Consider the following 22,705-nt stretch of genomic DNA (forward strand, 5'->3'; position numbering starts at 1 on the left):
GAGCTTATCCAAAAAGTCTCCCCTCTGTACAAAGGTGCTCGGCCTTCTTCAGCCGGCCCTCTTGGACGCTCCGGTGGAATTAATAACGGAAGTAGAAGAGACAAACCATGAGTAAACATCAGCCACTCGCCCATTGGGACGATATTTTGCTGCTGGACCAACAGCTGACCGACGAAGAGCGCATGGTGCGCGACACGGCACGTGAGTACTGCCAAAGCAAACTGATGCCCAGAGTTCTCGAGGGTAACCGCCACGAAATCTTCGATCGTGAAATCATGAACGAGATGGGTGAATTGGGCCTGCTCGGTTCCACCATCGAAGGCTACGGCTGTGCCGGTCTCAACTACGTTTCCTACGGCTTGGTGGCGCGCGAAGTTGAACGCGTTGACTCCGGCTACCGCTCCGCCATGAGCGTTCAGTCCAGCCTGGTTATGCACCCGATTTACGCTTACGGCAGCGAAGAGCAGAAGCAGAAGTACCTGCCCAAGCTGGCTTCCGGCGAATGGGTTGGCTGTTTCGGTCTGACCGAGCCCGATGCGGGTTCCGATCCCGGCGGCATGAAAACCCGCGCCAAGAAAGTCGATGGCGGCTACCGCATCAGCGGCTCCAAGATGTGGATCACCAACAGTCCAATCGCCGATGTTTTCGTTGTTTGGGCGAAAGATGACGACGATATTATTCGCGGCTTCGTTCTGGACAAGGGTATGGAAGGCCTCTCCGCACCGAAGATCGAAGGCAAGTTCTCACTGCGCGCCTCCATTACCGGCGAGATCGTGATGGACAATGTGTTCGTTCCGGAAGAAAACAAATTCCCGGAAATTGGCGGACTGCGCGGCCCCTTCGGCTGCCTGAACCGCGCTCGCTACGGTATCTCCTGGGGCGCCATGGGTGCCGGTGAGTTCTGCTGGCACGCCGCTCGCCAATATGGCCTGGACCGCACCCAGTTCAACCGCCCTCTGGCTCAAACCCAGCTGTTCCAGAAGAAACTGGCGGACATGCAGACCGAAATTACCCTGGGCCTGCAAGCCTCCCTGCGCGTTGGTCGTATCATGGATGAGAACAAGCAGTTCGACCCCACCATGATCTCCCTGGTGAAGCGCAACAACTGTGGTAAGGCACTAGATATCGCGCGTATTGCTCGCGATATGCACGGCGGCAACGGCATCTCCGACGAATTCCACGTAATTCGCCACGTGATGAACCTGGAAGCTGTAAATACCTACGAAGGTACCCACGACGTACACGCATTGATCCTCGGCCGCGCCCAGACCGGCCTGCAAGCATTCGTGTAAAACACATCTAGTTCGATGCTCACGGTATTTTCCGTGGGCATCGCCCTTATCCCATCATTTCTTATCTCCTTACTTCTACCTCGCCCCCAGGTTGGTAGCACAAAAGCATTAAACTAAAGTTCGGAATAATCACGCAAAAAGGCGGCGCATAGACTGTGGAGCAGTATTAAATTATTACCCACACCAAGCAAAGTACTGCACCGAAAAAGACGTTTGGATTTAAAGTAAAAATAATTTGAGAGCAGGCCAAAACTCACTGTGACCATTTACGCACCATCGAACCGCGAAACAAGTAAAGACAGCCCTCAGCAATTATTAAACTCTCAATAAAGGTATAAAAAGGAAGTTTTGGGAACCGCGGAAAGCCCAAACAGAGAGCTCAACAAGCTGAATAAAATTATTACCCCTCCCCTAACTTCCCTCCACATCAACAATCTCCTGTCCCGGATTTCGATCATTTAATTTCACTACACAAAGAGCAATACCCAGCAACACAACAAAAGTCGCTACCCACTCAACAAATGTAAGATATTCACCGAGGATAATTGATGAGCCGATTATTCCCACAATAGGAACCAGCAACCCAAATGGTGAAACGCAGGCAGAGGAATAGCGACGAATTAAATCACCCCATAAAATATAACCAACCAATGTCACCATGCACACTTGGTAAACAATTGAAAACCAACTGGCCGTATGCGCCTGAAAAAAGAAAACCCAGGGAGTATGGCTCTCATAAAATATTGACAAGACCAAAAGAGGTACCGGCGGCACCAATGAAGCCCAAACCATTAAATGAAGTAAGTTAACACCTGGCATCCTGCGGAATACGATATTCGCTATCGCCCAAGACAGCCCCGCCCCCATAATAAGGATAAATCCCACTATCGTTGTCGACCCACCTTTATCGGCATAGTAGAAGAATACAGAGAACCCTACAGCCGCTATTACCAAACCCAAGCACTGCTGCATATTTATCTTATCGCCAAACAGCATTGCGAATAGCAATAGGGTGAATGGCACCTGCGACTGCATAAGCAGTGACGCTACACCCGCTTGAATATCGGCCTTCATGGCGTAGTACATCAACCCCAGAGAGAGAAACTCCAAGAAGAAACCGAGCGCAACAACATTGAGGATCGAGGTCTTGGGGAATGGACAAAAGAAAACCAGAGGAACAGCGACGAGGGTGAAGCGAACCGAAGCCAATAACATTGGCGGGAAGTCGGCCAGCGCCACCTTGGTTATCGGGTAATTCAGTCCAAAAATTGAGACTGCCAGCAAAGCCAACAGTATGCTTTTATACGGCATCTCTACAGCCAGTGAACAATGGACGTAACCAAAGGGTAGCAGCCTCCATTACTCTTCTGCGCCTAATGGGCCCTTTGTAATTGTTTCAATAGCTCCCTGGTACCGATCTATTGCGGCGCCTCACACTTCTCACCAGTAGATCGCTGCTCAATTCCCTTTGCGTAGACAGAAGTGCTATTCTCCCCTGCCCGCCAATCTCTGGATGTAACGATGATATGGATGAGCTGCTGCACTGGTTTGAATTGATCGGTATCGCGGTCTTTGCCTTCAGCGGCGTACTCGCCGCCGGCCACAAACAGATGGATTTATTTGGTGCCGTGGTACTCGCCTGCGTCACCTCTATTGGCGGCGGCACCGCCCGGGACATTATTCTCAACGTCCCTGTATTCTGGCTTGACCACACCTATTACCTGTGGATCGCCTCAATTACCGGTGTAGTAAGCTTTTACCTGATACGCTATCTAAAGGTCCCTATGCGCCTGCTAATGGTGGCAGATGCCATTGGACTCGCCGTTTTTGTGGTGCTCGGAACCCAGAAAGTACTAGAACTGGGCTATTCCGCGACCATCGCAATCGTGCTCGGCGTAATGACCGGTACTTTTGGCGGGGTGATTCGGGATGTGCTGTCCGGTGACATTCCACTTTTACTCCGGCGAGAGATCTATGCCACCGCTGCCCTTACCGGTACGGCCATACTCGTTGCCTTGGACAATGTAGGGTGGCTACCCCATGAGCTAGTGGTGGCTATTGCTGTATTTGTGACCCTAGCGATTCGCCTCGCGGCATTGCGCTGGAATATCTCCGCGCCAGTGGCACGCTTCGGCAAGCACTGACCGTTCAAAGGCCTGGAACCATAAACCACTACTTAATAGCAGTCACAGGAATAATCTAAGTGCAAAAAGCCCGATTGCGCATACTCCTCATTATTCTCATTTCCATGGTGATTGGAGCCTGTGAGCGCTCGACAAACTCTGCCCAAACCGGTCAATCCCAGCAAAAACAATACGCTCGCCTGGTAGCAAAGCCCTGCTGGTTCAAAACCGATGAAACCTGGCCTTTCACCCAGTGTTTCATGATGGAGGTGCCGGAGAATTATGCCCACCCGGAAAAGCGTAAAATCCGCTTTCCGGTCGTGCGCTTCCGCGCCACAAACCCCGATCCCAAGAAAATCCCCCTACTCCACCTAGGCGCCGGAGGCCCCGGAGCCAGCATGGGGTTAGAGCCCGAGAACGCCAGCGATTGGTTGTGGCTTAACTATGCCGCCATGACAGTAGAAGATGGCCGGGATCTCTTTGTTATAGATCCCAGGGGCACCGGTATGGCCCAGCCGCGCCTCACTTGCAGCGAGTTTATCGAAGATGCCGATACCGCCTTCCGGCGCAACCTGTCTCCGGAAGAAGAGGCCCGTGTTTTTTCCTTCAGTATGGAGCGCTGTTACAGCCGCCTGAGCAAAGGTGCCGACTTGGCCCAGTACAACAGTTCTGTGATCGCAAGAGATGTAGAAGAGCTGAGAAAAACCCTCAAGCTCGATAAATTCGACCTCTATGGGGTGTCCTACTCCTCCCGCTACGCTCTGACAGTGGCCCGCGACTTCCCAGAGTCAGTGCGCACCCTGGTGCTTAACAGTGCGGTCTTCCCCAATATTGTCTACACGCAGCAGCTCCCACAGGACTCCCTGGCAGCCTACGAGCGCGGCCTGAAGCATTGCATCGAAGACGAGAAATGTAACAGTCGCTATCCCAATTTGCGCCGCAGGCTGGAAAACCTGATCCAGACCTTAGATGAAGAGCCGCGCACCATTCCGATCAAGCACCGCTACTCAAAACAAAGCTATCCCTTTGTGCTTACTGGACAGCGCTTGCTGAGAGTTTTATTCCAGGCGCTGTATAACGAAAACTTCTACAGTGAACTGCCCAAGATGATCGAGGGCCTGGAAAATGAGGGCGATGAAGGGCTACAGCCTGCCCAGGATGCCATCGCACACTTTATGGAGATCGTACTGGACCCCTACTTTGGCGATGCAGCCGGCGTTAGCCACTTCTGCTATGAAGAGGCTCCCTTTGTCGATTTTGATCAGGCCAGGGCCAACGCTGCAGACACCGGCATTCTCGGCGGGGCCGTACGATCAGATTTAAATTTGTTGCAGCTACAGTGTCGCATCTGGGCAATCCCCTCTGCTCCACTCACTGAGTCAGAAGCCATCTCCACCCCAGTTCCAGTGATAGTGTTACACGGCGGCCTGGATCCGGTACTGGCTGCAGATGATGTCGATATCGCACGCAAAGAGCTACCGAATCACCAATGGCTGCTATTTCCCAACCTGGCTCACGATATTATTTCCGCAAGCAACTGCGCGGAGCGGGCAGTTGCGCGCTTTCTCGACAACCCTGCCGAAGATCAAACCGAAACCACCATGACTTGCCGCAAAGCGGAGCTGGCAGACCAGATTTCCACCGAAGAAGAGTCTGAGTCCCAGCAAGAAGCCGAACAACAGGCCGTTGAACCCCAAGCAGCAGAGGTCCCTGCCCCGGAAAGTGGCCAATAACCAACAACAACAGCTGAAGTTACACGACAACAGCGGTATCAAGGATTGAGGAGAGGCCGATGGAGAGCAACAACAACCCTGCCCTGATTGAAGTTGCGGATTTGGTAGAGCTCAAAAAGCCCGGCGAACCCGTAATATTGGACTGCCGCTATAGCCTGGCGGATCACGAGAGTGGTGAGCGGGACTATCGGGCTGGCCATATTCCCGATGCCCATTACGCCTGCCTGCACCGTGACCTCTCTGCCCCTGTGCAACGCTACGGCGGCCGCCACCCAATGCCGAGCGCTGCACAGTTCCAGGACTACGCTCGCAATCTGGGAGTCGATAGTGACACACAGGTAATCGTCTACGACGACAACCGCCTGGGTTTCGCTGCCCGTGCCTGGTTCCTGTTTTTCTTCTTTGGCCACAAGAAAATCAGCATTCTGAATGGCGGTCTAAAAGCCTTGCTCGATGCAGGGGAGGCATTGGACACAAGCGAGCCCACTCGATCCAAGCAAGGAAACTTCAGCGCACAACCAAAAGAAAATCTCTTGGTTCATTACGAGACCATCAAACAAAACCTGGGTAAAGCACCCTGGCAGTTAGTAGACGCCCGGGACAGTCAGCGCTTTGAAGGAATTGAAGAGCCTATCGACCCGATTGCCGGACATATACCCACCGCCATCAACCAGCCCTGGCAAAATATTACTGACAAAAACAATGGGAAAGTGAAATCTATTGCCGAACTTAAATCACAGTTTGGCAACTTGGCAGATGGTAAACCACTTCTCAATTACTGCGGCTCCGGAGTTACTGCCTGCGTTAATTTCTATGCGCAATATTTAGCTGGTCGCCACGACTCACTACTCTATCCAGGGAGTTGGAGTGATTGGTGTGCACATCAATAAAAGAAAAAATCAGAACTCCTTAGCACACACAATTGTCAAGGGGTTCATTTAAGTAGATACAGCGTACTTGTCCAAACTATATGGCTATAAGGTAACGAGGCCAAAAAAGATAAGAGACAGAGCCCGGCATGAGGGTTAGCGGTCGGAAGTACAATTCTAAAAAGATAGAAGAAAAACCCAAATATAATAGCTAAATCTAAATTCAGCCCACACTCTAAAATTCCTCAGCCGACTAACGTAAATACTTTGGTAAAAGAATCCGCAGCTATAGCCATCACACCAAATGTGAAATTCTTCTTCTCATTACAATGAATACTCTTGGTACATACATTAGAAAATATCTCAGCCCTTACCAAGCAGAATAAAGCGGATAACCCACACTACGCCTTCCTCCAAGCATCTCTTGATACTGCCAATGATGTTGTAATATTTTATCGCCACTCGAGATTGCGAACAATTATCAAAAGCCTAATGGAATATTCTTTTCACCAAGCCTGTGCAACAAATTGAACTACCAGACGCCTCTAAAATTAGCATGCCTCTCAGTTCCGAGATCTACTAACAGATGATAGAATGCAGCCGTTTTGAACATGCCAGTAAAATTTATAGATCATGCTTTCAGCGGCAAAAGATGGCTACACAGGTCTCAGGAGAGTAACCCGAACTGATACTTGCGCACCAATTATTGTCGGCATCAGCTTATGGGAAGAACTGGCTGGGAATTGAAATAACTGTGTTTGCCTTGCTAGATTCTAATATCTATAGGTCTCAATCATAAGGAGATTAATCGTGAGATACAGGAAAGCATAGCTTTACATCATTCAGAAGAAAGGGGGTGGTTAGTGCATGCACCCTAAAATTAGTAAGTAAAGGCACCTGACATCACAATCTTAACTAACTCTGGTTGTGTAGAAAGTGCATTAAGCGTTATGTGATATGAATAACACGCGTAGTATATTCTTGAAGTATCTGTCATTTTTAAGCATTTTATTCCCTTCCATTTGTTTTTCGGGTAATTACTTACCTTTAAATAGCAGTTGCGATGGATTCCCTAAAGTTGCTGTAGGTAGCATTAAAGGAACCTGTATTGGGATTGTCAGTCAGTTCTCAGGTTTTAAGAAGCCCCGTAAAGCGATCCAATTGGGCAAGCGCAGTCTCCTTATAACCGATATGGGCGGATGGTCCGAGGGTAAGGGAATCCTCTGGCTCCTTGAGTCCTCTGATGATCATTTAAAAGGAAATGTCACAGTTACCCCTCTGTTGCATGGGCTCAATATGCCTCACGATATTGAGATGGACCCCAAGGGACGTATTTTAGTGGCAGAGACTAATCAGATTCGTCGGCTAGAGTTAATAGACAACCAAATTGTTTCTGATGAGGTAATAATTGGAAATTTACCTCACAAGGATTCGCTGCACCCTTTAAGTAATTTCGTTCAACTACCTGACAACTCACTGTTAATTAACTTTGGCTCAAGAACTGACCAGTGTGAGCATCATATAACGGATGGTAAGTGTAATGAGCTAGACGAGAACGGACTCTGGCAATACAGCTATAAAAATTCTACCGATAGCTACTCCGCAACAGGAAGACAAATTGCAAATGGGTTAAGGAACTCAATGGCCCTGGTGGCCCACTCTTCCGGGGTAATACTACAGGCAGAAAATAGCAGTGATGTGAAGGATGCTGATGAGCCCTATGAGGAAATCAATATAATTAGGGAAGATGGATTTTATGGCTGGCCCTACTGCCTGAATGAAATTTTTGATCAAGGCAAAATCAAAAATGGTTGCCATGTCAAGAACTACCACCCTCCCTATACACTTCTGCCCCCCCATGTCGCCCCACTAGATATGCTATATAGCCAATCCAGTAAAATACCAGCGCTAAATAATAGACTTTTAATGAGCTGGCATGGGTACCGTGTGGTAGGTAATCGGTTGGTTGCCTATGATATCGATCATAATGGGCTACCCATTTTAACTGACAAAGCATGGTTTAACCGTGACCCTATCGCACCAAGCACAGAGTGGACACGCCATCCATTTGCCCCCCAGGGAGGAATGTCACAACAAGCTCAACACATAGAAATTATCACTAACTGGAATCAGGTTGATAACCTTCGCCCCGAAGGCGCACCGGTTGGCTTAGTTATGCTTATGGATGAAACATTATTAATCGTCGATGACAAAAATAAAGCTATTTTAAGGCTTGCTGCCGGAGAGTCATATATAAGTGAAGAGCCTATTACTGGCGACGATAACATTGAAGCTGAAACTATGGCCACAATTTTGGACAAGCACCCGAACCTTAAAACTACCCTAATTGAACACTGCGCCTCATGCCATGAAGATATAGTTAAATCACCGGAAAAGCTGTTAAACAACACTAGCGGCTGGCTTAAGTCTACAGATGGAGTCATGAATGTCGAACTAGCGCTATTCAACCCTGTTCGCCCAATGCCTCCATCATCTACAATGAGCAAAGAACAAAAACAACAATTGATCAATAGCATTAAGTCTATTTTTGAATAACTGTTTCCGCGAACAACATAAAATATACGCGACACTAAGAAATGCAACCCTTTGGCATTAGGAAAAAGCACCTTAGGAAATCAGTTAAACTTGACAACAACAGGCAACTATGAACCTTTGCCTTTGGACAGTTATACCAACTTAACAGAACAGTAACAATATACACTTTTGAAAAAAATTGCACCAAAAGGGAGTTTAAGACCTTGATTAGTTCACCCACAAAATGGGAATACAAAAAAGAAACCCAAAAAGTCACAGGCGACATTGACAACTCAAACGCTAGCATTATTGTCAATGTAGCAAAAAATTCCCCTGCAGATAGCATTGGATTAAAGAAGGGTGACTTTATCCTCAGCTTCAATGGGGAACCATTGATAGCTCAAGATGAAATTGACTTAACCTACGGTAGAAGAACTGTGAATTACCGCTTTTATTCACGCGGTGATCACACAATATTAAATGTCAAAGCATCCCCAGTCCCTCTCGGGGTTATTACTGAGCCGAGTTCAAATTATATCCTAAAGGAGTTAAAGACTGGCAGCTTCCCTGGCTGGGAGGGATTTCGCTTGCTATGGAAACGCAGAGATTGGGAGAGACTGCTTGAAGCAAGCGAGGCCATATATTCAGACACAAGTATTAGCCGAATAATTAGAAAAGCATTTAAGAATTTCGGGAAAAATGCTGGAATGCTTTATAAAGGTGCATCACTTTTTGAAACAAACAGGGAAGAAGAAGGTATCCATCTAATTTCTGACTTCATCGACAATCAACTATCAAGCTATGAAACATTTGAGCATGCCATAGCCTATTTTTATGCCTCTAAGTGGTGTGAACTGAGGGGGGATAAGGAAGGTATTGAACACTGGCTGTTAGCCTCAGATAGAAGCAATGCTGGTGAGTTTGAGAGAATCTCTCAAGAAACTTACCTGAAAGGATTTGATCCAGCTCCCAAGAGGTATAAATGGATAAATAAAGGATTTCCGAGCAGCTATATTCTTGAAAATATAGGTAGCGGGGGTACCACCTCTCTTACTGAGTCATTGGCGAGACTAGATGCCAGTCAACTTTTACCCGTTTGCGTGATGCCATTCTATCGAGGTAATGGACCTTACAATGATGCACTAGGCTGTTATGGAAGTATGTTTGAATATATTTCCGATAAAATTGCTCCTATGCACGTCATTTTGGATTCTCCTAAAAAAGAAGAAGGAGAAGAATGGCGCTACGAAAATGAGGAAAAACTCATCAATAATGGCGTTCCTTTTGAACTCCTATATGATCCGGAAAGTTCGATTTCTAAATCCCTAGATCTTGAGTATTCACCAGTATTTTACCTTCTAAACCAGGAAGGTTTTATTGTTTATGAGGGCGCGCTCAGGAAGGCCTATGACTATTGGGACACACTAGTGGCCCATGCGGAAAGCAATGTAACTAATGGCGAACCGTCCGTGTAATGTATCTATAATGCGTACACCTAAATCGTTTCAAGTTTCTGATAGTGAAGTGTCGACTCTGAACGAGTGATGCCAATCAACAACCCTTCCAAATGGATAAGTAATGCGAGCGAAGATAATTCTTCAGCTCAACGAAGGCATGACTCCTACAGGTGTAGCTACTGCACAGAGAACGTCACCGAAGACCGTTTATCGGTGGAGAAGCCGTTTTGAGCAGGAAGGTACTGAAGATCTACGTGAGCGTGCTCGTAGTGGTCGGCCAACCCTTATCGAGAAGGGCATAATCACTCTTGAGAGCGTGGATTGAACGAAAATACGAATGGTCTACTGAGACGCTTCTTCCCGAAAGGTATGAAAATTGACAAAATACCCAAAAGCCATATTGACGATGCAGCGTTCCGAATAAACACTCGTCCAAGAAAGATTCTAAATTACTTGAGCCCACTAGAATTTCTAGCGGGCAGGCGTGTGTCACTTATATTGGCAACCTAGGATTTAATGACAGCCAAATACAGAGAAGTAAGTTCAGAGAAGGCAGGAAAAAGACAGAAAAGTGAAGTGGAAGTAACTGTGTTCAGCATCACAAAAACAGGCAGCAGTCACCGCGCCGCCTGCTTCTGCAATCTATCAATTCTTAGTCATGCATTGGGTTGCGAAGAATTGGGCAAACCGCGTCTTCATTCTTAGCCATATATTGCTGGTGGTACTCCTCGGCGTAGTAGAACGGTTGAGCCATGCTAATTTCGGTGGTGATTGACCCACGATCTTTGGCGTCCAACGCTTCTTGCACAGCCGCCCTGCTCGCTTCCGCCTCCTGTTTCTGGCCTTCGTTCAGACAGAAAACACAGGAACGGTACTGGGAGCCGATATCGTTACCCTGGCGCATACCCTGGGTTGGGTCATGGTGATCCCAAAAGACCCGCAGGAGTTCTGCGTAGCTCACCTTTTTGGGATCAAAGATTACTTTCACCACCTCCGCGTGCCCTGTACGGCCGGTGCAGACTTCATCGTAGTTCGGGTTTTCGGTGGCGCCATCAGTGTAGCCAACGGCAGTGGCAAACACACCATCCGTATCCCAGAACACATGCTCTGCGCCCCAGAAGCATCCCATACCAAAAATGGCGACTTCCAGGTGCTCAGGAAATGGCTCTTTAATGGTGTTGCCATTTACAAAGTGGGTGCCACTGATCTCCATCGGCTGGGGCCGGCCGGGCAGCACCTGGTCCGCATCGGGTATCTGAAATTTGTCGTATTGCATACTGTTTTCTCAAGTGCAGGTATTTTCTTTTGTCAGGATAGCTCGAAGGCGCTTATCCTCCCAGATCTAGGGAGCCTCTGAATAATTCCGTGGTGCCTCTGGCTTTCAGAGCGGTTCACAATCAAGGCGCGGCTTTGTAGGAATGTCCTGACCTTTCAAAAAGTCGCAACGCAGAGTGTGAATCGCTCTGAAAGCCCCGCAGGGCGGGTCTTGAAGGCCACAGCTGGTACTTTGCAGCTCTTGGCCATTCGCTGGCGAGCTGTGCATAAGCTCTGCAGCCTTCAAAACCCGCAGAGACCTTACGGAATTATTCAGAGACTCCCTTACTATATTAATCCGCGAATCAAGTAGTTAAGAGGACTCTATGATACGCAGAACAAACATTGGCAGATCAACACTATAAGGAGTCGTCATTGGCGCGCTTAATCCTACTGATTTTAATCGCCATCGGTGCCTGGTATCTCTGGCAAAAAATCAAATCTAGCTCACCGCAGGAGCGGCGCAAGCAGATTTTTATGGCCTGTATCGCCGGCGTCGCCGTAATAGTGGTTGTGCTGGCTATCACCGGGCGCCTGCATTGGGTAGGAGCAGCGCTGGTGCTCATTCTTCCTGTGTTGGGCCGTTTACTCAGTCAGCTCTCCCGTTATTTACCCTGGTTGATGCCACTGTTTGAAAAGTATTCAAACAGGCGCCCAAATCCAGGGGCCACTCAACATCCTCCGCCACACAACTCCGAGGGCCCGCCACTCTCGGAACACGAAGCGCGCCGAATCCTTGGCGTTGATGCCGATGCTGGCAGAGATGAAATCATTAGTGCACACCGCAAATTGATCCAAAAACTCCACCCAGATCGCGGCGGCAACGATTACCTGGCATCGCGTATCAACGCCGCCAAGGAGCTACTACTAAGCATTCTTAGTTAAACCTTACAAAGCAGGTGGATATACCTGGCCAATTGCCGATAGGGGTCCACCTGGGAGTATTCAAGCTCCTTTTCCACAATGGCCGACGCGGGCAACTTTTCCCGGATTGATGGCGTCATAAAGTCGTGGAAGCAGCGGATACCGCTGTGACAAACCACGGAAAAGCCCGCTTCGGTCAGCCAGTCTTCCACCCATTCCGGCAGAAGTGGATTCTGTGGAGTAAGGCTGCCAGGGTGGCCGCCCCAGTTATCCCCTTCAATATTGCGGTCCAGCTGGCGAAAACTGCCCCGCTGTAATAGGCGGAACTCAAGGGCACGCCGATTGTAGAAAGTGAGCGAAAGATGCCCACCAGGTTTTAACAGGCTGCGCAGCTGCTGCAATGCTTGTTGCGGCTGCTCCAACCATTCCAGCACAGCGTGGCAAATTACCAGATCGGCGTCCTTTAGAGCTTCTACCTGCGGCAATTCTTGCAGGGGTTTATGCAGCAAGGTCATTTGCTTTTGCAGATGGCGCTGCCGAATTTCCGCATCCGCGAGTTCAAGCATCTGCGCGGAGATATCGGCTAGGAAAACCTCGTGCCCCGCTTCAGCCAGATCCATGGCAAAATGGCCCTGGCCACCCCCAGCGTCAACGATTTTTAGAGTGCGCTGCTCGCTCCCCAATAGCGGCGCCAGATCCCGGTTGAGCACTGCCAGGCGAATGTCCCCTTTAAGGCCGCCATAGATACGGTTGCGAAAACGGTGAGCGAGATCATCAAAGTTTCGATCTTTACGCAGGCTGTCACCCATCGGAGCCCTCACCTTGCAAAGCCTCATTGCATCGGCGGCGGTTCTCGGCAAATTTGCGCTGTAGCGCCTCTTCCATATCAACCCCCAGTACAGCGGCCAGTTTGCTCAAGTACATCTGAATATCCGCCAGTTCAGCGGCAACTTGATCGGCCTTGTCGCCTGCCATTAGGTTCTGGATATCTTTATCGCTGTACCATTGAAAGTGTCGCCCTAACTCTGCAACTTCCACAGATAGCGCCATGGCCAGGTTTTTTGGGGTATGCAGTGACTGCCAGCCGCACATTTCAGCGACCTCATCAAAAGCCGCCAGGATTTCACGGTCTTTCATCGAATTTTTTCCTCTGCTGGCGCTCCAGCCCACCCTCCCGGGCCGCCAAAATTGAATTCAGTGCGCGGGACAGAAACTCTCGCCTGTATAAAACACAGACAACAAACAGATAGCCGGCAACAAACAGGATTGGATGGATAAACCAGCCCAGCACTGACATTGAGAAATAATAAGAGCGCAGACCGTAGTTGTAACTGTGGCCCGCGTGGTCGATCACCTTGGCAGTACTGATGGCAAATCGGCGTCGCTCTTCCTCAGATAGATCACCGGTTTCTGGCGGCGGTGCTGCCCCAATAAGTACATTGGCGAAGGAGTACTGGCGCAGTGACCAGGTAAAATTGAAAAAGGCGAAGATAAAAATCAGGATCAGCAACATCACCTTGAGCTCAAACTGCTCAACGGTGGTGGGCTCCGCAAAAGGTAAACTGGTAAGTACTTCGATGGCAGCCTTGTTCGCCGTTAAAGCCGTCACCAAACCCGCCAGAATAAGAATACTGGTAGAGGCAAAAAAACCAATGACCCGCTCCAGGTTACTGAGAATAGCGGTATCCGCCATGCGCATGTCTCGATCGAGCATCCGCATCATCCACTCAACGCGATACCACTGAAGTGATGAAGTAAGGCACCAGGTCTCTTTGGCTTTTTTTCGCGCAAAAACGGTATAACCCACCCATGTGATAAAAAAGCCAATGACACTGGCAATATCCAACCAGGACAACCTCTAATATCTCCGTGTTCGTCTACATTTATGCCGTAGCTTCGGCAAGCGAAGTCTTCGCCCTACTGGCATCCTTGTCAACACTGTCTTTCCGATGTGTGCAAGCGGTAGAATAGCGCCCTTTCGCCGGCAGCAGTGGCCGGCCAGAAAATTCATATAACTCCAGGGAGCTGTCTTTTGAGCAACTCACATCCTGCATTTGAACTGGTTACCAGCGCAGACATTGATTCTCTCGGCGTGCGCGTCGAGGAATACCGACACATTACGACCGGTGCCCAGCACCTGCACATCGCCGCAGACAACTCGGAAAATGTTTTCCTTGTCGCCCTGCGCACCGTGCCCGAAGACTCCACCGGTGTCGCCCATATTCTTGAACACACCGCCCTGTGCGGCAGTGACAAGTACCCGGTGCGCGATCCCTTCTTTATGATGATCCGGCGTTCACTCAATACCTTTATGAACGCCTTCACCAGTTCAGATTGGACCGCCTACCCGTTTGCCAGCCAGAATCGAAAGGATTTTGACAACCTTCTCGACGTCTACCTGGATGCGGTATTTTTTGCGCGCCTGGACCCGCTGGACTTTGCCCAGGAAGGCCATCGCCTGGAATTTGCCGAAGCGGATAATGCGAGCAGCGAGCTCGTCTACAAAGGTGTCGTGTTCAATGAGATGAAAGGCGCTATGAGCTCCGTCACCTCGCAACTGTGGCACACCCTGAGCAAATACCTGTTCCCCACCACCACCTATCACTACAACTCCGGTGGAGAACCTACCGATATTCCAAAGCTGAGTTACGAGCAGCTGGTTGCCTTCTACCGCAGCCACTACCATCCCAGCAACGCCACCTTTATGACCTTCGGTGATATTCCCGCAGCGGAACACCAGGCTGCGTTTGAAGAAAAAGCGCTGCACAAATTCGAGAAGCTCGACAAGACCATCTCGGTTGGGCGCGAAGACCGCTACCAGGCGCCGCTGAAAGTCGAAGAGCACTACCCGTTAAATGGCGAGCCTCTGAAGGCCAAGACCCATATCGTATTGAGCTGGCTGCTGGGTGATGTCACCGATCTTGAAGAAGCCCTGACCGCACACCTGCTCGCCGGTGTACTGCTGGATAACAGCGCCTCACCGCTGATGAAGCTGCTGGAAACCACCGACCTGGGCACTTCCCCTTCCCCGCTGGTTGGCCTGGACGATTCCCAACGCGAACTGGTGTTTGTCTGCGGTATTGAAGGCAGCGAACGCGAAAGTGCCGACGAGCTTGAGCAACAAGTTCTCGACGTGCTGAGGGACGTGGCGGAAAACGGCATCCCCTACGAACAGGTAGAAGCCAGCTTGCACCAGCTGGAATTACAACAGCGGGAAATTGGTGGCGACGGCTACCCCTTCGGCTTGCAATTGATTCTCACCGCATTGACCGGCGCCACTCACCGTGGCGATGCCATCGGCCTGCTGAATATCGATGCCACCCTGGAGCGTCTGCGCGAGCAGATCAAAGATCCGAAGTTTATCGCCAATAAAGCCCGTGAACTTCTGCTGGAGAACCAGCATCGCGTACGTATGGTACTGAGTCCCGATGAGCAGTTGGCTGCGCGCCGCGAGCAGGCGGAGAAAGACCAGCTGGCGGAAATCAAAGCCGCTCTCAGCGAAAAAGAAAAAGCACAGATTGTCGAAACGGCCAAAGCCCTGGCCGATCGACAAAACCGCGAGGACGACGCTTCTATCCTGCCCAAGGTCGGCGTGGAAGATATTCCCGCAGAGCTTCCGGATGTCAAAGGCGAAGCAATAGACTTGGGCCCACAGAAGTTGACCCGCTATAGCGCGGGCACCAACGGCCTGGTTTACCAACAAATGGTCTGCGCGCTACCGGAATTCACCGAAACCGAAAAACAACTGCTGCCCTACTACTGCCAGGTACTGAGCGAAGTTGGCCTGGGTGAAAAAGACTACCTGGAAGTCCAGCAGTGGCAGACCAGCGTGGTTGGCGCCCTGCACGGTTTCACCAGCAGCCGTACTGCCATCGACAACCTGGATCACTTGTCCGGCCACTTTATCCTGTCCGGTAAAGCGCTGGCTCGCAATCAGGGCGGCCTGACTGAACTGATGCAAGCCACTATGGAGCAGGTGCGTTTTGACGAGCACGCCCGCATCAAGGAATTGCTACAGCAAACTCTCGCCCGCCGCGAACAGGGTGTTGTCGGCAACGGCCACGCCCTCGCCATGGCTGCCGCCAGTGCCGGCTACAACCGCGCCGCCTGGGAGAGCCATGCCAGCGGTGGTCTGCTGGGATTGCGCAACCTGCGAGCCCTGGTTGCCGGGCTGGAAAAAGAGGAAGGCCTGCAAGACCTTTCCACCCAATTCCAGGCTATCCACCAGAAAATCCTCGCAGCACCGCGCCAGTTCCTGCTGGTGGGTGAAGAAGAGAAAATTGGCGATTTCAGCCAGACACTGATGCCACTGACCTCGACTTCCAGCATCGCCGCAGCCAACCCCGCTGCACCTTTCGAACGCAAACAAATCGAGGAACTCTGGGTTGCCAACAGCCAGGTGAACTTCTGTGCCAAGGCCTACGCCACTGTGCCTATGTCCCACCCGGATGCGGCACCGCTGTCGGTTTTGAGCGGCTTCCTGCGCAACGGCTTCCTGCATCGCACCATCCGCGAACAGGGCGGCGCCTACGGCGGCGGAGCCGGCCACGACAGCAATATTGGCGTATTCCGCTTCTACTCCTACCGCGATCCGCGTATGGGTGAAACCCTGGAGGACTTCGACGCATCCCTGAAGTGGTTGGCCGAAGAGAAGCACAAGGAAGAACAGGTTGAGGAAGCGATCCTCGGCGTCGTCGGCGGTCTGGATAAACCCGGCTCCCCCGCTGGTGAAGCCAAGAAGAACTTCCACTCGGGCCTTTACGGCCGCACCCACGAGACGCGCCAGCAATTCCGCAAACAGGTTACGGAAGTTACCCTGGAAGACCTGCAACGCGTCGGTGCCACCTATCTGGACCCGAGCAAGGCCAGTACCGCCATTGTTACCGGTCCCCAAGGTAGCGAAGCAGCAGCCAAACTCAACCTGAAGGAAGAGAAGCTCTAACTGGAGCTCGACGATTCCCCGGCAATTTGTCCGGAGAAGCTCTGCGGCGCCGGCCAAAAACCGGCGCCGATCTATCGCCGTTATCCTCTAGCGAAGTTCCAATGAGTAAACACGACAATATTTATGCAAACCCACTGGGCCAAGTAGCTGGCTTCGAGTTCGATCGCCAGGTGGTGCAAGTTTTTCCCGATATGATCAAGCGCTCCGTGCCCGGCTACACCACGATCGTAGCCATGATCGGCACCCTGGCAGAGCGCTACGCCCAAGCCGGAAGCCGCTGCTATGACCTGGGCAGTTCCCTGTGCGCGGCAACCCTGGCCATGCGCCATCGCATTCCCGCTGCCGACTGTGAAATCGTCGCCGTAGATAATTCACAAGCCATGGTTGATCAGGCGCGTACGGTACTCGAAGCCGATAGCGGCGAGGTTCCCGTTCAACTTATCTGCGACAACCTGCAAAGCGTAGCTATCGAAAATGCCTCAGTCGTAGTGCTCAACTTCACCCTGCAATTTATTCCGGTGGAAGAGCGCGAAGAAATCCTGCAGAAAATCCACGATGGTTTGCGCCCCGGCGGCATTCTGATTATTTCCGAGAAAGTGGACTTCGCCGATAAGGCTCACAACGAATTAATGATCGAACTGCATCACTCCTTTAAAGCCGCCAACGGTTACAGCGCGCTGGAAATCGCACAGAAGCGCTCTGCCCTGGAGAATGTATTAATTCCGGAAACCCTGGATACCCACCGCACACGACTGAAAAATGTCGGCTTTACCAGTGTCGATGTCTGGTTCCAGTGTTTTAATTTTGCCTCTTTAATCGCCATCAAAGGCGCGCCGGAAAAGTAAGTACCCCGTGATCGACTACACCCAACTCTATCAAGGCCTGCAACACGTTCCCGCCCTGCGCACCTGGCTGGCCCAGCTGCCAACACAGGTGGCTGAAAACCTGAGTCCTCATCGCTGGGGCGACCTGCCCGATTGGCGCGCAGCGGTGGAAGCCCTACCGGAAATCACGCCCTCCGCAATCGAACTCAACCGCAAGGTCAGCGCAGGCACTGCCGCCGATGCCAGCCCGGAACAACTCGAAGCCCTGGAGCGGGAACTGCGCAAATTACACCCCTGGCGCAAAGGCCCCTGGGAGTTATTTGGACTAAATATTGATACTGAGTGGCGCTCCGATTGGAAATGGGATCGGGTACTTCCGCACTTGGCACCACTGAAAAATCGACTGGTGCTCGATGTGGGCTGTGGCAATGGGTACCACTGCTGGCGATCCTACGGCGCCGGCGCGCGCCGGGTCATCGGTATTGATCCTTCCGCCAAATTTATCGCGCAATTTTACGCGCTGAAAAAATACCTGGGCCGGGAAGCACCAGTGGATTTGTTGCCCCTGGGTATTGAAGCGCTCCCGGCAAACTTGCGCGCTTTCGATACCACTTTTTCCATGGGGGTACTCTATCACCGCCGTTCACCCATGGATCACCTGCGCGAATTGCGCGAGACCCTCCGTCCCGGCGGCCAGCTTGTATTAGAGACATTGGTTATCGACGGCGGACTCGGCGATTGCCTGGTACCCGAAGACCGCTATGCAAAGATGCGCAATGTGTGGTTTTTCCCCAGCTGCGCCACCCTGGAGAGCTGGCTGCGCAAGTGCGGTTTCCGCAACCCCAGGACCGTGGATTTGAACACCACCAGCCTGGAGGAACAGCGGCGCACCGACTGGATGCACTTCGAATCCCTGGCAGATTTTCTCGACCCGGAATCGCCAGACAAAACCGTGGAAGGTCACCCCGCGCCCAAGAGAGCGGTTTTGGTCGCGGAAGCGCCGTAGCTTGTCTATACGCTTAAGGTCTGGGAACTCATAAATTCCGCAAAATTTGCTGCTAATAGAATTTTGTACGGAATGGGGAGCACCATCTTGATTGTTGCGACTCATAAGGCAAAGTGCGCCCCTAAATAGTGCAACTATATCCTTTAGGGAGGGCTGCCGCAGGATGCAGCCCGGCGCAGAGAATATTTATGAGTATTAGCGTTTTTGAGCTTTTCAAAATTGGGGTTGGCCCTTCCAGCTCCCACACGGTGGGCCCTATGGTCGCTGCCCGCCAATTCGTGCAGGATTTACAAGACCGGGACCAACTGCCCAGCACAGACCGCGTACAAGTCCATTTGTATGGCTCACTGGCCCTGACCGGGGTTGGTCACGGCACCGATATGGCAGTTCTGATGGGGCTATTGGGCCAATCTCCAGACACCATTGATGTCGACTCGATTGACGAGAAAATGGCGCAAATCCAGAGCGAGCGCCGCCTATTATTAAATAGTGACCAGGATATCGAATTTATTCGCGAGCGCGATCTGGTTTTCCATATGGAGGAATTTCTTCCCCAGCACTCCAACGGAATGACCTGCCAGGCTTACGCTGGCGAAGAGCTACTGTTCGAGCGCAGCTATTTCTCCATCGGCGGCGGCTTTGTGCTCTCCGAAGAAGATTTCGCTCACAAAGAAGAAATCGCCACCCTTCTGCCCTATGACTTCAGCAATGCAGAACAGCTGATGAAGATCTGTGATCATCACGGTTGGACTATTGCCGAGCTGGCCATGGAAAACGAAAAAGCCTTCCGCGGCGAGCAGGAAGTCAAAGACCGTTTGTGGAATATCTGGAAAGTAATGGATGCCTCTATTGAGCGAGGCTGCCACCAGAATGGCATCTTGCCCGGCGGCCTCAATGTGCGCCGCCGCGCTGCCGAACTCTACCGGGAGTTGAGTAAACAGAGTCCAGAAGAGCGCAACCACGGCCTCGCCATTCTCGACTGGGTTAGTCTTTTTGCTCTCGCCGTCAATGAGGAAAATGCCGCGCGCGGGCGCATCGTCACCGCACCCACTAACGGCGCCGCTGGTGTGATTCCCGCCGTTATCGCCTACTACGTGGAATTTGTACACGACAGCAAAATTCACGGTGAATTGAAAGACCAGGTAGTGAAATTCCTGCTCACCGCCGGCGCTATCGGTATGCTGTTTAAAAAGAATGCCTCTATTTCTGCCGCTGAGGTGGGCTGCCAGGGAGAGATCGGCGTAGCCTGCTCCATGGCTTCCGCCGGCTTGGCCGCAGTAGAGGGCGGCACCAACCAGCAGATTGAAAACGCTGCTGAAATTGGTATGGAACACAACCTCGGCCTTACCTGCGATCCAATCGGCGGGTTGGTGCAGGTTCCCTGTATCGAGCGCAACACCATGGGTGCAGTAAAAGCCATTAACGGCGCACGCCTGGCCCTGCGCGGTGATGGCGCTCATATCGTACCGCTGGACAGCGTTATCGAGACGATGCGTCAAACCGGTATCGATATGCAGAGCAAATACAAAGAGACCTCTCTCGGCGGGCTCGCAGTAAACGCTGTGAACTGCTGATATTTTTCGGCAGGAGCACAAATCCGCTCCTGCCGCTTTTAGCCCGGAAGATACCAAATTCTTTTTGTGGCATATCTCCTACGAACCCCCACCGGTCTTTAAAAATCACTGGTTAAATATCAACGAGCGATGAGCCCCAACACCCGCCATGGTGCCGGATGCAATCGCAAAGGTTCCGCTTTGCATCGGGTTGGATAAATCCCCAGCAGCAAAGACCCCCTTTACAGAAGTCTCCTTAAAGGGATCCACCTTTACAATCCGCCCGGTAAACGACTCCTCCAGCTCCAACCCCAATTGATCGATAAACGGAGAGGTCAACTTCGCTTTGGGGCTCACGTAGAGACCCTCCAGTGGCAACTTGCGGCCATCCGCTAAAACAACTTCACTTAAACTATCCCCCTCTCCCTCCAACTGCGTAATCGGGGCTTCTTCCAGCATGACTCCCCGAGCCAGCAGATGATCGAGCACTTCCCCCTGCGGATTGAACTGGCCCTGGGTAAACAAGGTAGTTGCGCCCCAATCGGGAATCATCGCCGCTTGGTGGAAAGACAGCTCACAGGTAGCCAGCACACCTAAAGGGCGATCACTCAGCTCATAACCGTGGCAATAGGGACAGTGAATCACACTCCTACCCCAGCGCTCCTTTACCCCGGGGATATCAGGTAGCTGGTCCGTAATACCCGTTGCAAGAATCAGCCTCTTCGCTTTAAAAGTGGCACCTCCCTGTGCAGCGACAACAAAACCCTCTTCCTGGACATCCACACTATCCGCAGCCCCTTCAACCAGCTGGAAGCTCGGATAAGCTTGTAGTTGAGAAAGCGCCGTGGTTCGGATCTCCTCTGGTGCCTTTCCATCCAGGCAAAACACGCCGTGTGACGCTTTTGCATAGCGGTTTCGAGGTCTCTTAGCATCCAGTACAACGACCTTACGCCTTCCCCTAACCAGCTGCATCGCCGCAGATAAACCGGCAAAACTTCCACCGATGATCAATACATCCGTATCCATAGTCACCTCTCCAATATCATGTAACTTTTATTGTTACACAAAGATTCGAACCTAGACAATACACGTAACAGAAAAAGTTTCGTGATAAGCTACAGGACGGAAACCTAGGTGATTTATGCGTAAAGACAGCCGACTATCCAGGGCACTTCATGTCCTGATTCATTTAAACATGACCGACAAGCCGGTTACTTCAGACAAGATGGCAGCTATGCTCCTCACCAATCCTGTGGTGGCTCGCAGAACTATGGCGCTATTGCGGGATCAGGGGTACGTGCGCTCCAGTAAAGGGCACAATGGGGGCTGGTCACTGGCGAAGCCCCTGCATGAAATTACACTTCTGGATATCCATAAAGCACTGGGAGACAACTCAGTTTTTACCATAGGCCTCACAGACGAACACACTAACTGTATCATTGAGCAAGCAGTAAATGCCGCCCTAAAGGATGCAATGGATGAGGCGGAGAGTATTTTACTCGCGCGATTTGGTGAGATCACCCTGGATCAGCTCGGTGGAGAATTTACACACATAGAGACTTCGGAATAATTCACCTCGCCCTAGGGAGATCCAAATTTCGATTCTGAGCCTCCCTAATATCCAGGTCCATTTTGCGATAGCAAGGTGCACCCAATGCTCTAGCTTGGTACTCAGGGCGTATTCTCGCCATCAACAAAACTTCTATATAACGACCCGCCTTAAACCTGCCAAATCGCTTGGTTCCCTCCACCTGAAAGCCCGACTCCTCATAAGGTGCTATCGCAGCACCATTATCAAAATGAACTTCCAGCTCCAGTCGGATTAAGTTCAGCCAGTTGTGAGTCTGATCAAGTGCCTCTTTCATTAACATCCGGCCGATTCACCGACCGTGAAATTCAGGATGTACTGCTATTGCCAACACAGCGCTATGCCTATCCCGGATTTTATTGGTTAAGAACAGAGTGACATACCCAACAACCTTAGTATCCAACTCAGCGACCAAGGTATAATTATTCGGATCAGAAAAAAGATTAGCGACTTTATCAGAACTTAGGAAAAGTAGTTGAGAGGTATTTTCATTTACTGAGGCAAAACTATGAATCTCGAACAAATCCTTATTATCGGATTCTTCTAGGTGTCTGATTTTTGTATTCAACGAAACTCCTTAAGGGATATCGAAAATAATAGAAAGT

The 22,705-nt window shown here is 51.0% G+C and carries 21 protein-coding genes and 1 pseudogene; 14 read left to right on the forward strand and 8 right to left on the reverse strand.

Annotation, left to right across the window (positions count from 1 at the left end):
- The first annotated feature begins 107 nt into the window (after positions 1-107).
- Positions 108-1,292 carry an acyl-CoA dehydrogenase gene (locus tag ACJJI4_RS10780; RefSeq protein ID WP_282932536.1) on the forward strand — a complete coding sequence of 395 codons (1,185 nt, stop codon included), beginning with the start codon at positions 108-110 and terminating at the stop codon, positions 1,290-1,292.
- A gap of 411 nt (positions 1,293-1,703) precedes the next feature.
- Here the strand turns inward: ACJJI4_RS10780 and ACJJI4_RS10785 are convergent, their stop codons facing one another.
- Positions 1,704-2,603, reverse strand: coding sequence for an EamA family transporter (locus ACJJI4_RS10785; protein WP_282932535.1), 900 nt, complete (start codon positions 2,601-2,603; stop codon positions 1,704-1,706).
- Positions 2,604-2,818: 215 nt separating this feature from the next.
- Between ACJJI4_RS10785 and ACJJI4_RS10790 the strand changes: the two genes are divergently transcribed.
- The 7 genes and pseudogenes from ACJJI4_RS10790 to ACJJI4_RS10820 all read left to right on the forward strand — a co-directional run.
- The gene (locus tag ACJJI4_RS10790) at positions 2,819-3,436 is read left to right on the forward strand and encodes a trimeric intracellular cation channel family protein (protein ID WP_282932534.1); all 618 of its coding nucleotides are present in this window, start codon (positions 2,819-2,821) and stop codon (positions 3,434-3,436) included.
- Positions 3,437-3,495: 59 nt separating this feature from the next.
- Complete coding sequence (locus ACJJI4_RS10795; protein WP_444897035.1) at positions 3,496-5,148, forward strand: alpha/beta fold hydrolase; 1,653 nt, start codon at positions 3,496-3,498, stop codon at positions 5,146-5,148.
- A gap of 59 nt (positions 5,149-5,207) precedes the next feature.
- Positions 5,208-6,038 carry a sulfurtransferase gene (locus ACJJI4_RS10800; protein WP_444928071.1) on the forward strand — a complete coding sequence of 277 codons (831 nt, stop codon included), beginning with the start codon at positions 5,208-5,210 and terminating at the stop codon, positions 6,036-6,038.
- 936 nt (positions 6,039-6,974) lie between these two features.
- Positions 6,975-8,573, forward strand: coding sequence for a PQQ-dependent sugar dehydrogenase (locus ACJJI4_RS10805; protein WP_444928072.1), 1,599 nt, complete (start codon positions 6,975-6,977; stop codon positions 8,571-8,573).
- 203 nt (positions 8,574-8,776) lie between these two features.
- Positions 8,777-10,027 (forward strand): PDZ domain-containing protein, encoded by a 1,251-nt coding sequence (locus ACJJI4_RS10810; protein WP_444928073.1) that lies wholly within the window; start codon positions 8,777-8,779, stop codon positions 10,025-10,027.
- A gap of 103 nt (positions 10,028-10,130) precedes the next feature.
- Entirely contained in the window at positions 10,131-10,334 is a 204-nt protein-coding gene (locus tag ACJJI4_RS10815; protein WP_444928074.1) for a helix-turn-helix domain-containing protein, read from the forward strand.
- Positions 10,322-10,519: pseudogene (locus ACJJI4_RS10820) on the forward strand (IS30-like element ISVsa7 family transposase); the annotation flags it as partial. The gene ACJJI4_RS10815 and the pseudogene ACJJI4_RS10820, both read left to right, overlap by 13 nt.
- A 142-nt stretch (positions 10,520-10,661) precedes the next feature.
- On the opposite strand, the gene msrA reads toward ACJJI4_RS10820, so the two are convergent.
- The gene (msrA, locus tag ACJJI4_RS10825; RefSeq protein ID WP_444897012.1) at positions 10,662-11,285 is read right to left on the reverse strand and encodes a peptide-methionine (S)-S-oxide reductase MsrA; all 624 of its coding nucleotides are present in this window, start codon (positions 11,283-11,285) and stop codon (positions 10,662-10,664) included.
- 413 nt (positions 11,286-11,698) lie between these two features.
- On the opposite strand from msrA, the gene ACJJI4_RS10830 reads away from it, so the two are divergent.
- The gene (locus ACJJI4_RS10830; RefSeq protein WP_444928075.1) at positions 11,699-12,208 is read left to right on the forward strand and encodes a DnaJ domain-containing protein; all 510 of its coding nucleotides are present in this window, start codon (positions 11,699-11,701) and stop codon (positions 12,206-12,208) included.
- Here ACJJI4_RS10830 and ACJJI4_RS10835 read toward each other — a convergent pair.
- The 3 genes from ACJJI4_RS10835 to ACJJI4_RS10845 are packed head-to-tail and all read right to left on the reverse strand — an operon-like array spanning position 12,205 to position 14,042.
- The gene (locus ACJJI4_RS10835; protein WP_444928076.1) at positions 12,205-12,996 is read right to left on the reverse strand and encodes a methyltransferase; all 792 of its coding nucleotides are present in this window, start codon (positions 12,994-12,996) and stop codon (positions 12,205-12,207) included. The genes ACJJI4_RS10830 and ACJJI4_RS10835 overlap by 4 nt on opposite strands.
- The gene (locus ACJJI4_RS10840) at positions 12,989-13,324 is read right to left on the reverse strand and encodes a nucleotide pyrophosphohydrolase (protein ID WP_444928077.1); all 336 of its coding nucleotides are present in this window, start codon (positions 13,322-13,324) and stop codon (positions 12,989-12,991) included. The genes ACJJI4_RS10835 and ACJJI4_RS10840 overlap by 8 nt, the downstream gene beginning before the upstream one ends.
- Positions 13,311-14,042 carry a DUF599 domain-containing protein gene (locus tag ACJJI4_RS10845; protein WP_108733516.1) on the reverse strand — a complete coding sequence of 244 codons (732 nt, stop codon included), beginning with the start codon at positions 14,040-14,042 and terminating at the stop codon, positions 13,311-13,313. Before ACJJI4_RS10845 ends, ACJJI4_RS10840 begins: the two co-directional genes overlap by 14 nt.
- Positions 14,043-14,219: 177 nt before the next feature.
- Here ACJJI4_RS10845 and ACJJI4_RS10850 point away from each other — a divergent pair, with 177 nt between their 5' ends.
- The 4 genes from ACJJI4_RS10850 (at position 14,220) to ACJJI4_RS10865 (ending at position 20,533) form a co-directional block, all read left to right on the forward strand.
- Positions 14,220-17,129 (forward strand): insulinase family protein, encoded by a 2,910-nt coding sequence (locus tag ACJJI4_RS10850; RefSeq protein ID WP_444928078.1) that lies wholly within the window; start codon positions 14,220-14,222, stop codon positions 17,127-17,129.
- A gap of 101 nt (positions 17,130-17,230) precedes the next feature.
- Entirely contained in the window at positions 17,231-17,974 is a 744-nt protein-coding gene (gene cmoA / locus ACJJI4_RS10855; protein WP_444928079.1) for a carboxy-S-adenosyl-L-methionine synthase CmoA, read from the forward strand.
- Positions 17,975-17,981: 7 nt separating this feature from the next.
- Positions 17,982-18,959: a tRNA 5-methoxyuridine(34)/uridine 5-oxyacetic acid(34) synthase CmoB gene (cmoB, locus tag ACJJI4_RS10860; RefSeq protein WP_444928080.1), complete on the forward strand. Its 978-nt coding sequence runs from the start codon at positions 17,982-17,984 to the stop codon at positions 18,957-18,959.
- A 188-nt stretch (positions 18,960-19,147) separates the two neighbouring features.
- Positions 19,148-20,533, forward strand: a complete 1,386-nt coding sequence (locus tag ACJJI4_RS10865; protein WP_444928081.1) for an L-serine ammonia-lyase — start codon at positions 19,148-19,150, stop codon at positions 20,531-20,533.
- A 105-nt stretch (positions 20,534-20,638) separates the two neighbouring features.
- Here the strand turns inward: ACJJI4_RS10865 and ACJJI4_RS10870 are convergent, their stop codons facing one another.
- Positions 20,639-21,538, reverse strand: a complete 900-nt coding sequence (locus ACJJI4_RS10870) for an NAD(P)/FAD-dependent oxidoreductase (protein ID WP_444908008.1) — start codon at positions 21,536-21,538, stop codon at positions 20,639-20,641.
- Between the two features lie 115 nt (positions 21,539-21,653).
- On the opposite strand from ACJJI4_RS10870, the gene ACJJI4_RS10875 reads away from it, so the two are divergent.
- On the forward strand, positions 21,654-22,082 hold the full coding sequence (locus ACJJI4_RS10875) for an Rrf2 family transcriptional regulator (RefSeq protein ID WP_444928082.1): 429 nt from the start codon (positions 21,654-21,656) through the stop codon (positions 22,080-22,082).
- 1 nt (position 22,083) lies between these two features.
- Here the strand turns inward: ACJJI4_RS10875 and ACJJI4_RS10880 are convergent, their stop codons facing one another.
- Together ACJJI4_RS10880 and ACJJI4_RS10885 are read right to left on the reverse strand one after the other, a co-directional pair.
- Complete coding sequence (locus tag ACJJI4_RS10880; RefSeq protein WP_444928083.1) at positions 22,084-22,377, reverse strand: GNAT family protein; 294 nt, start codon at positions 22,375-22,377, stop codon at positions 22,084-22,086.
- A 15-nt stretch (positions 22,378-22,392) separates the two neighbouring features.
- The gene (locus ACJJI4_RS10885; RefSeq protein WP_444928084.1) at positions 22,393-22,668 is read right to left on the reverse strand and encodes a GNAT family N-acetyltransferase; all 276 of its coding nucleotides are present in this window, start codon (positions 22,666-22,668) and stop codon (positions 22,393-22,395) included.
- Positions 22,669-22,705 lie beyond the last annotated feature (37 nt).

It is taken from the genome of Microbulbifer maximicatervae (SeqCode) (genome assembly GCF_052467305.1).

Excerpts from the sequence above, each read along its gene's own strand:
- ACJJI4_RS10780 (WP_282932536.1), top strand. The coding sequence starts at position 108 with ATGAGTAAACATCAGCCACTCGCCCATTGGGACGATATTTTGCTGCTG.
- ACJJI4_RS10785 (WP_282932535.1), bottom strand. The coding sequence starts at position 2,603 with ATGCCGTATAAAAGCATACTGTTGGCTTTGCTGGCAGTCTCAATTTTT.
- ACJJI4_RS10790 (WP_282932534.1), top strand. The coding sequence starts at position 2,819 with ATGGATGAGCTGCTGCACTGGTTTGAATTGATCGGTATCGCGGTCTTT.
- ACJJI4_RS10800 (WP_444928071.1), top strand. The coding sequence starts at position 5,208 with ATGGAGAGCAACAACAACCCTGCCCTGATTGAAGTTGCGGATTTGGTA.
- ACJJI4_RS10805 (WP_444928072.1), top strand. The coding sequence starts at position 6,975 with ATGAATAACACGCGTAGTATATTCTTGAAGTATCTGTCATTTTTAAGC.
- ACJJI4_RS10815 (WP_444928074.1), top strand. The coding sequence starts at position 10,131 with ATGCGAGCGAAGATAATTCTTCAGCTCAACGAAGGCATGACTCCTACA.
- msrA (WP_444897012.1), bottom strand. The coding sequence starts at position 11,285 with ATGCAATACGACAAATTTCAGATACCCGATGCGGACCAGGTGCTGCCC.
- ACJJI4_RS10835 (WP_444928076.1), bottom strand. The coding sequence starts at position 12,996 with ATGGGTGACAGCCTGCGTAAAGATCGAAACTTTGATGATCTCGCTCAC.
- ACJJI4_RS10840 (WP_444928077.1), bottom strand. The coding sequence starts at position 13,324 with ATGAAAGACCGTGAAATCCTGGCGGCTTTTGATGAGGTCGCTGAAATG.
- cmoA (WP_444928079.1), top strand. The coding sequence starts at position 17,231 with ATGAGTAAACACGACAATATTTATGCAAACCCACTGGGCCAAGTAGCT.
- ACJJI4_RS10865 (WP_444928081.1), top strand. The coding sequence starts at position 19,148 with ATGAGTATTAGCGTTTTTGAGCTTTTCAAAATTGGGGTTGGCCCTTCC.
- ACJJI4_RS10870 (WP_444908008.1), bottom strand. The coding sequence starts at position 21,538 with ATGGATACGGATGTATTGATCATCGGTGGAAGTTTTGCCGGTTTATCT.
- ACJJI4_RS10875 (WP_444928082.1), top strand. The coding sequence starts at position 21,654 with ATGCGTAAAGACAGCCGACTATCCAGGGCACTTCATGTCCTGATTCAT.
- ACJJI4_RS10880 (WP_444928083.1), bottom strand. The coding sequence starts at position 22,377 with ATGAAAGAGGCACTTGATCAGACTCACAACTGGCTGAACTTAATCCGA.